Source organism: Erwinia sp. 2186, assembly GCF_057812255.1.
In genome coordinates, this window is sequence record NZ_CM173824.1 from 1,033,343 (window position 1) to 1,047,261 (window position 13,919).

At 56.5% G+C, this 13,919-nt stretch carries 7 protein-coding genes and 3 tRNA genes; 6 read left to right on the forward strand and 4 right to left on the reverse strand.

Going from position 1 to position 13,919, the window contains the following annotated elements; genetic code table 11:
* Positions 1–85 precede the first annotated feature (85 nt).
* From ptrA to recD, 3 genes are read left to right on the forward strand one after another with little or no spacing between them, the layout of a single operon-like run.
* Positions 86–2,971, forward strand: a complete 2,886-nt coding sequence (gene ptrA, locus ACXKZG_RS04770; protein ID WP_134822647.1) for a pitrilysin — start codon at positions 86–88, stop codon at positions 2,969–2,971.
* Positions 2,968–6,513 (forward strand): exodeoxyribonuclease V subunit beta, encoded by a 3,546-nt coding sequence (gene recB / locus ACXKZG_RS04775; RefSeq protein ID WP_488875784.1) that lies wholly within the window; start codon positions 2,968–2,970, stop codon positions 6,511–6,513. The genes ptrA and recB overlap by 4 nt, the downstream gene beginning before the upstream one ends.
* Positions 6,501–8,336, forward strand: a complete 1,836-nt coding sequence (gene recD, locus ACXKZG_RS04780) for an exodeoxyribonuclease V subunit alpha (protein WP_488875785.1) — start codon at positions 6,501–6,503, stop codon at positions 8,334–8,336. The genes recB and recD overlap by 13 nt, the downstream gene beginning before the upstream one ends.
* A 53-nt stretch (positions 8,337–8,389) precedes the next feature.
* On the opposite strand, the gene argA is transcribed toward recD, so the two are convergent.
* Positions 8,390–9,736: an amino-acid N-acetyltransferase gene (gene argA / locus ACXKZG_RS04785; protein ID WP_013203590.1), complete on the reverse strand. Its 1,347-nt coding sequence runs from the start codon at positions 9,734–9,736 to the stop codon at positions 8,390–8,392.
* Between the two features lie 236 nt (positions 9,737–9,972).
* Here argA and amiC point away from each other — a divergent pair, with 236 nt between their 5' ends.
* On the forward strand, positions 9,973–11,226 hold the full coding sequence (gene amiC, locus ACXKZG_RS04790; protein ID WP_488875786.1) for an N-acetylmuramoyl-L-alanine amidase AmiC: 1,254 nt from the start codon (positions 9,973–9,975) through the stop codon (positions 11,224–11,226).
* Between the two features lie 112 nt (positions 11,227–11,338).
* Here amiC and ACXKZG_RS04795 read toward each other — a convergent pair.
* The 3 genes from ACXKZG_RS04795 to ACXKZG_RS04805 form a co-directional block, all read right to left on the reverse strand.
* A tRNA-Met gene (locus tag ACXKZG_RS04795) sits at positions 11,339–11,415 on the reverse strand.
* A gap of 67 nt (positions 11,416–11,482) precedes the next feature.
* Positions 11,483–11,559, reverse strand: a tRNA-Met gene (locus ACXKZG_RS04800).
* 65 nt (positions 11,560–11,624) lie between these two features.
* Positions 11,625–11,701, reverse strand: a tRNA-Met gene (locus ACXKZG_RS04805).
* A gap of 205 nt (positions 11,702–11,906) precedes the next feature.
* Here ACXKZG_RS04805 and mltA point away from each other — a divergent pair.
* Positions 11,907–13,052, forward strand: a complete 1,146-nt coding sequence (gene mltA, locus ACXKZG_RS04810; protein WP_013203587.1) for a murein transglycosylase A — start codon at positions 11,907–11,909, stop codon at positions 13,050–13,052.
* A gap of 55 nt (positions 13,053–13,107) precedes the next feature.
* Entirely contained in the window at positions 13,108–13,908 is an 801-nt protein-coding gene (gene tcdA, locus ACXKZG_RS04815) for a tRNA cyclic N6-threonylcarbamoyladenosine(37) synthase TcdA (protein WP_105760081.1), read from the forward strand.
* The last annotated feature ends 11 nt before the right edge of the window (positions 13,909–13,919 follow it).

Below are 13,919 nucleotides of genomic sequence, written 5' to 3' on the forward strand. Positions count from 1 at the left end.
AAGAAAATATCCAGGTTAAATGTCTGCTACCGCTCTGCCCGCACCGGGGCGGTAAGCCAGAAGATTAGATCGTCGAGGAGTTTGAATGCGTCGTTATGCAGTCTGGTTTTCCACGCTTTTCCTGCTGTTTACGTTGAGCCCTTTGGTACAGGCACAACCTGGCTGGCAGCCGATCCCTGAAACGATCCGCAAGAGTGAAAAAGACCCTCGTCAGTATCAGGCCATCAAGCTGGATAATGGCATGACGGTGCTGCTGGTTTCCGACCCGCAGGCGACAAAATCGCTTTCCGCGCTGACCATCCCCGTAGGCTCCTTAGAAAACCCGCGCAACCAACAAGGGCTGGCTCATTACCTTGAGCATATGCTGTTGATGGGCTCAAAACGCTATCCTCAACCTGACAACCTGGCCGAATTCCTTAAAAAGCATGGCGGCAGCCACAATGCCAGCACCGCGTCTTATCGCACCGCGTTCTATCTTGAAGTGGAAAACGACGCGCTGGAACCGGCGGTCGATCGCCTGGCGGATGCCATTGCCGAACCGCTGTTGGATCCGGTCAATGCCGATCGTGAGCGTCATGCGGTCAATGCGGAACTGACCATGGCTCGCTCACGCGACGGCCTGCGTATGGCGCAAGTGGGTGCCGAAACGCTGAATCCCGATCACCCAAGCTCGCTGTTCTCCGGCGGAAATCTGGACACTTTGAAGGACAAGCCGGACAGCAAATTGCACGATGCGTTAACCGCCTTCTATCAGCGTTATTACTCTGCCAATTTGATGAAGGCGGTGATTTACAGTAATAAGCCGATGGATGAGCTGCAGACCATTGCGGCCAAAACCTTTGGCCGGGTGGCAAACCGTAATGCGACGGTGCCGGCTATCACCGTGCCGGTGGTCACCGACAAGCAGAAAGGCATCATCATTCATTACGTTCCTGCTCAACCGCGCAAGCAGCTGAAAATTGAATTCCGTATTGAAAATAACAGCGACAAATTCCGCAGTAAGACCGACACGCTGATTGCCTATCTGATTGGCAACCGCAGTAAGAACACCCTTTCTGACTGGCTGCAAAATCAGGGGCTGGCGGATTCCATTGATGCCGGCGCCGACCCGGTGGTTGACCGCAACGGCGGCGTGTTCTCTATTTCCGTTTCGCTGACCGATAAGGGCCAGGCTGACCGCGATCGGGTGGTTGCGGCGGTGTTCAGCTATCTGAATACGCTGCGCACTGGCGGCATCGATAAGCGCTATTTCGATGAAGTCGCCAACGTATTGAATCTCGATTTCCGTTACCCATCCATTACCCGTGATATGGATTATATCGAATGGCTGGCTGACACCATGCTGCGGGTTCCGGTTGCCGATACCCTGGACGCCCCCTATATCGCCGACCAGTACGATCCGCAGGCGATCAAGGCCCGTCTTGACGGCATGACGCCACAGAATGCCCGCATCTGGTATATCAGCCCGGATGAACCTCACAACAAAGTGGCGTATTTCGTTAACGCGCCTTATCAGGTCGATACCATCACCCCTGAGCATTTCGCGCAGTGGCAGGCGGCCAGTGAAAAAATCGACCTGTCGTTGCCGGTGCTTAACCCGTATATCCCAAACGATTTCAGCCTGATTAAGCCGGATCATAAATACGATCATCCGGCCGAAGTGGTGAATCAGCCAGGTCTGCGGGTGTTTTATATGCCAAGCCAGTATTACGCCGATGACCCCAAGGCCAGTATTACCCTTTCGCTGCGTAATAAAGAGGCGATGAGCACGGCTAAAAATCAGGTGATGTACGGGCTGAATGATTATATGGCCGGGCTGGCGCTGGACGAGCTGAATTCTCAGGCCTCGGTGGCGGGGATCAGTTTCTCCACCGGTGAAGACGATGGCGTGACCTTTAGCGCCAGTGGGTTCACCCAGCATCTGCCAGAACTGATGAAAGAGCTGCTGAAAAGCTACGCCACCTACCAGCCCGATCAGCAGATGTTGGATCAGGCGAAGTCCTGGTATCTCGAGCGGCTGGCCTCCGCAGCGAAGGGCAAAGCCTTTGAGCTGGCCATTCAGCCTGCCCAGATGGTTTCGCAACTGCCTTACACCCAACGCAGCGAACGCCGTGCGCTGGTGGCGGGCATCACGCTGGATGACGTAAAAGCCTACCGCAATATGCTGCTGGAGAAGGCGACGCCGGAGCTGATGGTGGTGGGTAACATGACCGAAGACGCCACTAAGACCCTGGCCACGGACGTGAAGAGCCAGCTGAACTGCTCAGGAGAAAGTTGGTGGCACAGTCAGTATCTGTACATCGACAAGAAAACCTCCGCCAACTTGCAGGATGAAGGCAGCAGTACGGATTCTGCGCTGGCCGCGCTGTATGTCCCGCTGGGCTATCCGGAATATGAGAGCGTTGCCAGTAGCGCGCTGTTAAGCCAGATCATCCAGCCGTGGTTCTACAACCAGCTGCGTACCGAAGAGCAACTGGGCTATGCGGTGTTCTCCTTCCAGATGCCGGTTGGCCGTCAGTGGGGCATTGGCTTCCTGCTGCAGAGTAACGTGAAGCAGCCAGCCTACCTGCTGACCCGTTTCCAGGCGTTCTATCCAACCGCGGAAAAACGCCTGCGTGAGATGAGCAAAGACGATTTTGCACAGTATCAGGCGTCGATGATCAACGAGCTGAAGCAGCGACCGCAAACCCTGGATGAAGAAGCCGGGCGCTTCAGCAAAGACTTCAACCGTGAAAACTACCAGTTTGATACGCGCGAGAAGGTGATTGCGCAGATCCAGGCGCTGACGCCGGAAAAAATGGCAACCTTCTTCCACAAGGCGGTGATTGAACCGCAGGGCCTGACGCTGTTATCACAAATTTCAGGCAGTCAGCACGATAAGGCGGATTATGCCAAACCAGAAGGCTTTACCAACTGGAAAGAAGTGTCCAAACTGCAGCAATCTTTCCCGGTGAAAAGCGATAAACCATGACTCAACTTGCCCAGCGCCTTGATCCCTTAACGCTGCCATTGCAGGGAGAAAGGCTTATCGAGGCCTCGGCAGGCACCGGCAAGACCTTTACTATCGGGTTGCTCTACCTGCGTTTATTATTAGGGCTGGGCGGCGAAGCGGCTTATAGCCGCCCTCTGCCGGTAGAGGAAATTCTGGTGGTGACCTTCACCGAGGCGGCCACCGCTGAACTGCGTGGCCGCATCCGGGAAAACATCCATAAGCTGCGCATCGCCTGCGTGCGGGGGCAGTCTTCAGATGTGATGTTGGCCCAACTCCTTGAGCAAATCCCCGATTTACAGCAGGCCGCTGCCCAGTTACTGGCCGCCGAGCGCCAGATGGATGACGCCGGGATCTTCACCATTCACGGCTTTTGCCAGCGCATGCTCAACCTCAACGCCTTTGAATCCGGCATGCTGTTTGAACAACAGCTGATTGAAGATGAGTATCCGTTACGCCGACAGGCCACGGCTGATTTCTGGCGTCGCTACTGTTATCCGTTGCCATTGCCGATTGCCCGGGTAATGACCCAGATGTGGCAGGGGCCGGAGCAGTTGCTCAGCACGCTATCGCCCTGGTTGAACGGTGAAGCACCGTCACTCAAACACCCGCCCAATCTGCAGGAAACCTTTACCGAGCGGCATGAAAAAATCATTGCCGAGATTGACCGGCTGAAGGCCGCCTGGCTGGCCGCGGGAAATCTGCATGATGTGATTGCTAACTCTGGCGTGGATAAGCGCAGTTACAGTAGTAAGCACTTACCTAATTGGCTGGAGAAGCTTAATCAGTGGGCGACGGAAGAGACGCAGGATTACAGCTTCCCCAAAGATCTCGAGCGTTTTAGTCAGCGGGTTTTGCTGGAGAAAACCAAAAAGGGTGAAGCACCTCAGCATCCGCTGTTTGACGAGATAGACCGCTTCCTGGCGGAGCCTCTCTCTCTGCGTGAGCTGGTGATCGCACGCGCCTTAAGTGAAATCCGTTTTGCCACGCAAAAAGAGAAGCAGCTCAACGCGTTACTGGGCTTTGACGATCTGCTGGGCAGGCTGGACAGTGCGCTTCAGCAACCGGCCGGAGGCGCATTAGCTGAGGCTATCCGTGGACGCTATCCGGTGGCGCTGATAGATGAATTCCAGGATACCGATCCGCAGCAGTACCGCATCTTCCGTACCCTGTATGGCAGGCAGCCCGAGAACGCGCTGTTGCTGATTGGTGACCCGAAGCAGGCGATTTACGCTTTCCGTGGTGCAGACATCTTCACCTATATGAAAGCGCGTAATGAAGTTAGTGCCCACTATACGCTGGAGACTAACTGGCGCTCTTCTCCGGGCATGGTTAACAGCGTTAACCGTCTGTTTTCTCAGCAACAACATCCGTTTTTATTCAGCGATATCCCGTTTATTGCGGTGCAACCTGCCGGACCAAATGCCGCCCTGAGTTTTACTCTGGATGGCACTGAGCAACCGGCGTTGCGCTTCTGGCTGCAGCCTGGCGATGGCGTGGGAGTAAGTGATTACCAACAGTTTATGGCTCGTCAGTGCGCGGCGGAAATTTGCCACTGGCTGACCGCGGGTCAGCAAGGTACTGCGCTGATTGGCAAAGGCGAAAAACGTCACCCGGTTCAGGCCTCTGATATCACCATTCTGGTTCGCAGCCGCGGTGAAGCCTCGGTGATGCGTGAAGCCCTGAATGGCCTGAATATTCCCTCAGTGTATCTTTCAAACCGCGACAGCGTTTTCACCACACCGGAAGCGCGTGAAATGCTCTGGCTGCTGCAGGCGGTTCTGGCCCCGGAGCAGGAACGCGTGCTGCGCAGCGCGCTGGCCACCAGCATTTTTGGTCTGGATGCGGTCACGCTGGATGCGCTAAATCAGAATGAGCGTGCCTGGGATGCGCTGGTGGATGAGTTCGACGGCTACCGTCAACGCTGGCTAAAACGCGGCGTACTGCCGATGCTGCGTGAGCTGATGATTAACCGCAAGATTGCCGAAGATTTACTGGCTTCAGAGAGCGGGGAACGGCGGCTGACCGACCTGCTGCATCTCGGTGAACTGCTGCAGGAAGCTTCGGCCCAGCTGGACAGCGAACATGCGCTGGTTCGCTGGCTGGCGCAGGAAGTGGCTCAGCCCAACGGGCAGTCATCCAGCCAGCAGCTGCGGCTGGAGAGCGATCGTCATCTGGTGCAGATCGTCACCATCCATAAATCCAAAGGATTGCAGTATCCGCTGGTCTGGCTGCCATTTGTCGCCAACTATCGCGAAGCGGGACAGGGCATTTATCACGACCGTGAGAGCTATCAGGCTTTGCTGGATTTACGTGACGATGAAGAGAGTGTTGAGCTGGCCGAGCAGGAACGGCTGGCCGAAGATCTGCGGCTGCTGTATGTGGCGCTGACCCGTTCGGTCTGGCATTGCAGCGTAGGCATTGCGCCACTGGTTAAAGGCAACCGCAAGAAAGAGGGCAACAGTGACCTGCATCGCAGCGCGCTGGGCTATCTGGTTCAACAGGGCGAAGCTGCTGATGCCAGCCAGCTGCTCAGCCATCTTCAGTCACTGGAAAATGATTCTATTGAGGTGATTGCCGCCGCAGCGCCAGATGCCACACCGTGGCAGCCGGTGCAGGATGAAGAGCAGGTATTAAGCAGCCAGCAGATCGGCCGAACGCTGCGCGATGAATGGCGAGTTACCAGCTACTCCGGCCTTCAGCAACACGGACAGTCGGTCACCTTTGACCTGCTACCCAAGCTGGACGTCGATGCCGCAGGCGAAGGTCAGAACCCGCTGATCAGCCAACTGACGCCGCACAGTTTTCCGCGCGGCGCGGCGCCGGGGACCTTCCTGCACGGGCTTTTTGAAAACCTGGACTTTACGCAACCCGTTGAGGATGAGTGGCTCAGCGAGCAGCTGCTGGCGCAGGGACATGACCTTGCCTGGCTGCCGGTGATGAAGGCCTGGCTGGAGCGGATTCTGCAAACGCCGCTGGATGATTCCGGCGTCAGCCTCAGCCAGCTTCCTGCCGATAAGCGCCAGGTCGAGCTGCAGTTCTATCTGCCGATTCAACAAATGCTGACCGCTTCGGCGCTGGATAAGCTTATTCGCCACCACGATCCGCTTTCAGCCGAATGTCCTCCACTGAACTTCCAGCAGGTTCAGGGGATGCTGAAGGGCTTTATCGACCTGGTCTTTTGCTGGCAGGGGAAATATTACCTGCTCGATTACAAATCCAACTGGCTCGGTGCTTCAGCTGAAGACTACACGCCAGAGGCGATGGCGCTGGCAATGCAGTCGCACCGCTATGATTTGCAGTATCAACTTTACAGCCTGGCGCTGCACCGCTATCTGCGCCATCGTCTGGCGGATTATGACTATCAGCAGCATTTTGGTGGCGTATTTTATCTGTTTTTACGCGGCGTGGACGGCACCGCCAGCGAGAACGGTATTTACCGAACGCGGCCGGATGTTGGGTTTATCACCGCGCTGGACGCGCTGTTTGCCGCTACCGCGCAGGAGGACGTATGTCAGGGATAGCCGCGCTGTTGCAACAGGCCGGTGAACTGCGGCTGTTCCGCTCGCTGGATATACAGTTTGCCCGCATGATTGCGTCTGAAGATCATCCTGCTTTAATGCTGGCCGCGGCCTGCGTCAGCGCGGAAGCGGGAGAAGGGCATGTTTGCCTGCCTTTGGCCCAGTTTACCGAACAGGCGTTGTTTGACGGACGACAGCCTGAACTTGCCCGTCAGCTGTGGCTGGCAGCGGGTGAACCAGACTGGCTGGACCTGCTGCAAAATTCGGAGGCCGTCGGTGACGGTTCCACGGCCACTCCGCTGGTTTTGCATCAGCAGCGTCTTTACCTGCACCGCATGTGGCAGTCTGAAGGAGAGGTGGCGCGATTTATTGGACGGGAAGCCGCTGTAACCGCATTCGACCCGCAGCAGCTGCGCGCAGCACTCGATCGGCAGTTTGGTCAGCAGCCGGATGACTGGCAAAAGATTGCGGCTGCGGTGGCGATCACCCGTCAGATCTCGGTGATTTCCGGCGGACCGGGCACCGGTAAAACCACCACAGTGGCCAAACTGCTGGCCACCTTGCTCTCGCTGTCGCAAGAGACGGTACGTATCCGTCTGGCCGCGCCAACCGGTAAAGCCGCGGCCCGATTGACCGAATCGCTGGGCAAAGCCCTGCAGCGGCTGGAGGTCAGTGACGAGGAGAAACAGCGGTTCCCGGCTGAGGCGACCACGCTGCACCGCCTGCTCGGTGCGGTGCCCGGCAGTCAGAGAATGCGTTATCACGCCGGTAACCCATTGCACCTCGATCTGCTGGTGGTGGATGAAGCGTCGATGGTCGATCTGCCGATGATGGCTAACCTGATTGCCGCGTTACCTTCGCAGGCGCGGGTGATCTTCCTCGGTGACCGCGATCAGCTGGCCTCGGTTGAAGCGGGCGCGGTGCTGGGCGATATCTGCCGCTGCGCTGAAACAGGATACAGTCTTGCGCGTGCAGAAGAGCTGAGCGCCTTAACGGGCTGCGTTATCGCAGGCCGGGAAGACCCGCAGGCGCCGCCGGTGCGTGACAGCATTTGCCTGCTGCGCAAGAGCTACCGCTTCGATGCCTCTTCAGGAATTGGTCAGCTGGCGCTGGCCGTCAATGCGGGCGATACGCGCCAGGTCGATGCAGTCTTTGCCGCTGATTACGCCGATATTGAGCGCTTCACCTTGGGGAGTAGCGAAGCATATCAGCATCTGCTTAATGGCTGTGTTGCCGGTTACCGCGACTATCTGAGCCGCCTTGCAGCCGGTGCACAGCCTGCTGATGTGCTGGATGCGTTTAGCCGTTTCCAGCTGCTTTGCGCGCTGCGCGAAGGGCCGTTTGGGGTGATGGGGCTGAATGAACGCATTGAGGTCTCGCTGCAAAAAGCGGGCTTGATCCGTCGTTCACCGGGCGCGGCGAATAAATGGTATCCCGGCCGGCCGGTGATGATTGCCCGCAACGACAGTGCGTTGGGGCTGTTTAACGGCGACATTGGTATTGCGATGCTGGATGAGGAACAGGCGCTGAAGGTGTTCTTCCCACTGCCTGACGGCAGCATCAAAGCCGTACAGCCCAGCCGACTGCCGCCGCACGATACTGCCTATGCGATGACGGTGCATAAATCGCAGGGATCCGAATTCGATCACACCGTGCTGGTGCTGCCTAATCAGTTCACGCCGGTGCTGACCCGCGAGCTGGTTTACACCGCCATCACCCGCGCGAAATTACGATTAACGCTGTATGCGGAGCAAAACGTGTTAAACAGCGCGGTGAAAATGCGCACCTTGAGGCGCAGCGGGCTGGTCGAACGGCTTACCGAATAATCGGGCTGAGATGAGACGTTAAAAAGGGGCGATAAATCGCCCCTTTTTGGTCTTCAGGAGAAGAGACGCGCGTGGCGCAGATCGGCCATCAGCACTTTTGAGCGGCGCTGATAGTTGTACATCAGCTTTTTACTTTCCGGCAGCAGTTCGATATCGACCGGCGTAAAGCCGCGTTCCTGGAACCAGTGAATGCTGCGGGTGGTCAGCACGAAGAGTTTCTTCAGCCCCATCTGACGCGCCTGCAGTGCCACGCGTTCCAGCAAGGCTTCACCGCGCGAGGAACTGCGGTAATCAGGATGCACCGCCACACAGGCCATCTCGCCAATCGCTTCTTCCGGGAACGGATAGAGCGCGGCGCAGCCGATCGTCAGGTTATCGCGCTCAATGATGGTGAACTTATCAATTTCCATCTCCAGCTGCTCGCGTGAGCGACGAACCAGAATTCCCTGCTGCTCCAGCGGACGGATCAACTCCAGAATGCCGCCGATATCATTAATGGTGGCACGGCGGATCTGCTCGGCACTTTCCATCACGATCTGCGTACCGATACCATCACGTGAGAACAGTTCCTGTAACAGCGCGCCGTCTTCCTGGTAGCTGATCAAATGGCTACGACGCACGCCGCTGCGGCAGGCTTTAACCGCACCACGCAGAAAACGCACGGTGCCGGACAGGTAGTCATCGCGCGTTTCCAACTCTTCAATGCGCTGCTGGGCATCATTCGGGAACAGCTCGGAGATGATATTGCCTTCATCATTGGTCACGCCCTGTTCGGAGCAGAAACCAATCATCTTCTCGGCTTTCAGCTTGATGGCCAACTGCGTCGCCACTTCTTCAGAGGTCAGGTTGAAGCTCTCGCCGGTGACGGAAACCGCAACCGGCCCCATCAGCACGATCGCGCCGCTGTCCAGCTGACGGTGAATCGCTTCCTCATCGATACGACGAATACGGCCGCTATGGCAGTAATCCACGCCATCATCCACGCCTAACGGCTGGGCAATAATAAAGTTGCCGCTGACCACATTAATATGCGCACCCTGCAACGGGGTATTGTTCAGGCTCATCGACAGGCGGGCGGTAATATCCAGCTGTAAACGGCCTGCGGCCTGCTTAACCAGCTCAAGGGATTGCGCATCGGTGACACGGGTATGCTTGTGATAAATCGGCTCCAGCTGGTGTTCAGCCAGGTTAGCGTCTATCTGCGGCCGGGCGCCATACACCACTACCAGGCGAATGCCCAGGCTGTGCAGCAGGCCAATATCATTGACGATGCTTGAGAAGTTCTCATGCTCGATGGCTTCACCACCCAACATAATGACAAACGTCTTACCACGGTGGGCATTGATATAGGGCACGGTATGACGAAAACCCTGAACCAGCTCGGTACTCCGTTCCTTCACGGCAAACCCTCTATGAATTATTATTCGCTAAAAGTGTATTTTTATTCTTTTATTGGCCGGGCGCAAGGGGCAATTTCTCAGTATTTTCTGGTTTCTTCCCCTGGCGGCCACGCTAATACGCTGCATTTTATCGCTTTTTCTGGGTGACACCGCCGGAGGGATTCGCTAAAGTTTTTGCACTTGGTAGTCATTTGGCTTTTTTTTAGACACAGTTCAGCAAACACCTCTGGAGTAGCATGTCCGATTTACCCTCACCTGGCCGTCGCCGGTGGTTAAAAAGCGCCGGCGCCGTCGTGCTGCTAAGCGTCAGCAAAGTAGGCCTGGCCGCCAGCAGCCACGTGGTGGCGATCCGCATCTGGCCGTCTTCAACCTATTCCCGCCTGACGCTGGAATCCAACCGCCCGGTGAAATATAAGCAGTTTGCGCTCAGTCATCCCGAACGCGTGGTGATTGATATTGCCAATATCCAGCTTAACCATGCGCTGAAAGGCGTCGGGAACCTGGTGCGCAGCGACGATCCCTACATTAAAAATGCCCGAGTGGGGCAGTTCGATGCCAATACCGTCCGGCTGGTGCTTGAGCTGAAGCAAAATGTGTCGCCAAAGATTTTCACCCTCGCGCCCGTCGCCGGGATCCGCGATCGCCTGGTGCTGGATCTCTATCCGGCAAAAGGCAGCAGTTACGATCATGCTGACGATCCGCTTCTGGCGTTACTGGAAGATTACAACAAAGGCGATCTGGAAAAGAGCCAGCCTGCAGCGGCGGCTTTGCCGGGCAAGGCGGGTCGGGATCGGCCGATTGTGATCATGCTCGATCCGGGACACGGCGGTGAAGACTCGGGGGCAATCGGCAAACATAAAACCCGCGAAAAAGACATCGTGCTGAAGATTGCCAGACGACTGAAGGTGTTGATCGACAAGCAGCCCAATATGCGGGCCTATATGACGCGCAACGAAGATGTCTTTATTCCACTAAAAGTCAGGGTGGCCAAAGCGCGCAAACAGCGTGCCGATCTGTTTATCTCCATCCATGCCGATGCCTTCACCAGCCGTGCGGCACGCGGATCGTCGGTATTTGCGCTCTCGACCAAAGGCGCGACCAGCACTGCGGCACGTTTTCTGGCGCAAACGCAGAATGAATCAGACCTGATTGGCGGCGTCAGCATGAGCGGCGATCGCTATCTTGATCACACCATGTTCGATATGGTGCAGAGCCTGACCATCAACGACAGCCTGAAATTTGGTAAAGAGGTGCTGTCCCGCATCGGTAAGGTGAACCATTTACATAAGCGAACCGTCGACCAGGCGGGCTTTGCCGTGCTGAAAGCGCCCGACATCCCATCGATTCTGGTGGAAACGGCGTTTATCAGTAATTTAGAAGAAGAGCGAAAGCTGCGGACGACGCGTTATCAGCATCAGGTAGCGGAATCTATTCTGGCGGGGATCAAAGCGTACTTCGCCAGTGGCGCAAGCCTGGCACCCAGAAAATAATCGGGATTGTGGGGCGGGGTGCTGCTCGCCCGGCATAAAGCGGACAGGCAAATCCATTGCGGGGAATTTGGCGGAGGCCAGAAACAAAAAAACACCCGTTAAGGTGTTAAGTTGGTTGCGGGAGCCGGATTTGAACCGACGACCTTCGGGTTATGAGCCCGACGAGCTACCAGGCTGCTCCATCCCGCGTCCGTAGTGTACTACTGTTGCTTCCGTCACAACAGGTCTTTCTTTTACTGCTTTCTCCGAAGAGAAATGGTTGCGGGAGCCAGATTTGAACTGACGACCTTCGGGTTATGAGCCCGACGAGCTACCAGGCTGCTCCATCCCGCGTCCGATATACTGTTGCTTCCATCACAACAGGTCTTGCTGTTCACAGAACATTCTCCGAAGAGAAATGGTTGCGGGAGCCAGATTTGAACTGACGACCTTCGGGTTATGAGCCCGACGAGCTACCAGGCTGCTCCATCCCGCGTCTGTGGAAGCGCACTATACGCTGTAGGAGTTTTGATGCAACCCCTTTCTGCAATAAAGTCATCAAAATAGCGCTTACTGCTCACTTCTTCTGCATTTGCCTTATTCTCGTACAGCAACCGATGAACTTTACCGTTGAGCCGTTTAATTCTCCCGGTGCCTTTGCTATCTTCGGCGAGGAATTCCGCATAGAGGGCAGTGAAATAATGAAAGGATGTTGGGCGAAGTTTGCAGTAACAGGGGCGTTGCTTGCCCTGCTGGCGGGATGTTCCTCAAAACCGACCGATCGTGGCCAGCAGTATAAAGACGGAAAGCTGGACGAGCCGCTCGGACTGGTCAATCAGCCGAATGCGAAAGGGCGTCCGGTGAATGGCAAAGACTTCAGCGATCAGGTCAGCGAAATTCAGTACGCGTCGCCGGCGATGTATTCCCGCCAGACCGGCACCTACGGTTCGATTAAAGCCTGGCTGATGGCGGGCGGCGACACGCGCCAGCTGCGCCAGTTTGGTCTGGATGCCTATCAGATGGAAGGCACCGATAACTATGGCAACGTGCAGTTCACCGGTTACTACACGCCGGTGCTGCAGGCCCGTTACACGCGCCAGGGCGAGTTCCAGTATCCTTTATACAGAATGCCTGCGCGTGCTAAAGGCGGACGCCTGCCAAGCCGTGCGGACATTTATAGCGGCGCGCTGGGCGATCGCTACATCGTTGGCTACAGCAACTCGCTGATGGATAACTTCATTATGGATGTGCAGGGCAGCGGCTACGTGGATTATGGCGACGGTCGTCCGCTGACCTTCTTCGGTTACGGCGGCAAGAATGGCCACGCGTATCGCAGTATCGGCAAGGTGTTAATCGATCGCGGTGAAGTGAAGCGTGAAGATATGTCGATGCAGGCGATCCGCAAATGGGGCGAAGAGCACAGCCCGGAACAGGTGCGCGAACTGCTGGAGCAGAACCCCTCCTTTGTGTTCTTCAAGCCAGAAAACTTTGCGCCGGTGCGCGGAGCCAGCGCCGTTCCGCTGGTAGCGAAAGCCTCCGTGGCGTCTGACCGTTCGCTGATCCCGCCGGGTACCGCGCTGCTGGCCGAAGTGCCAATACTGGACAACAACGGTAAATTTACCGGAAAATATGAGATGCGAATGATGGTGTCGCTGGATGTTGGCGGTGCGATCAAAGGCCAACACTTTGATATCTATCAGGGCATTGGTGAGCAGGCGGGGCATATGGCCGGCTGGTTCAACCATTATGGCCGCGTCTGGGTACTGAAATCAGCCCCTGGTGCCGGTGTGCCGGTATTCTCTTCTGCATCAAATAGCACTAACGGTTCCGCTCTGCTGACCCAGTAAGCGTGGCTGTTAGCGGGCTGGTTCGCCAGCCCTTCACTGAATTCTGAGGTAAAGCATGACTTCTCTTTCTGACGCCTGGCTGCAACGCTTTGGCGGCACGGCGCGTTTGTATGGGCAACCGGCGCTGCAGCTTTTTGCCGACGCGCATATCTGCGTGGTGGGTATTGGCGGCGTCGGCTCGTGGGCTGCTGAGGCGCTGGCCCGCACTGGCATTGGTGCCATCACCCTGATTGATATGGATGATGTCTGCGTCACCAATACCAACCGGCAGATCCATGCGCTGAAAGAGACGGTTGGCCAGGCGAAAACCGACGTGATGGCCGAACGTATTCTGGCGATTAACCCGGAGTGCAAAGTCACCTGCGTGGATGATTTTATTACCCCGGATAATACGGCTGAGCTGATGAGCGCCGGCTTTACCTATGTGATTGATGCGATCGACAGCGTCCGGCCAAAAGCCGCGTTGCTGGCCTGGTGCCGCCGCAACAAGATCCCGCTGGTGACCACGGGGGGAGCCGGTGGGCAGATCGATCCGACCCAGATCCAGGTTGCCGATCTGGCGAAGACTATTCAGGATCCGCTGGCGGCCAAACTGCGTGAGCGGCTGAAGAGCGATTTTAAGATCGTGAAAAACAGTAAGGGCAAGCTGGGGATCGACTGCGTATTTTCGACGGAAGCGTTGATGTATCCGCAGGCGGATGGCTCGGTTTGTGCCTCCCGCAGCACGGCGGAAGGTCCGAAGAAGATGGATTGCGCGTCAGGTTTTGGTGCGGCGACCATGGTGACGGCAACCTTTGGCTTTATTGCCGTTTCCCACGTGCTGAAAAAGATGATGGCGAAAGCCGCGCGCGCCTGATGGCGTGCACC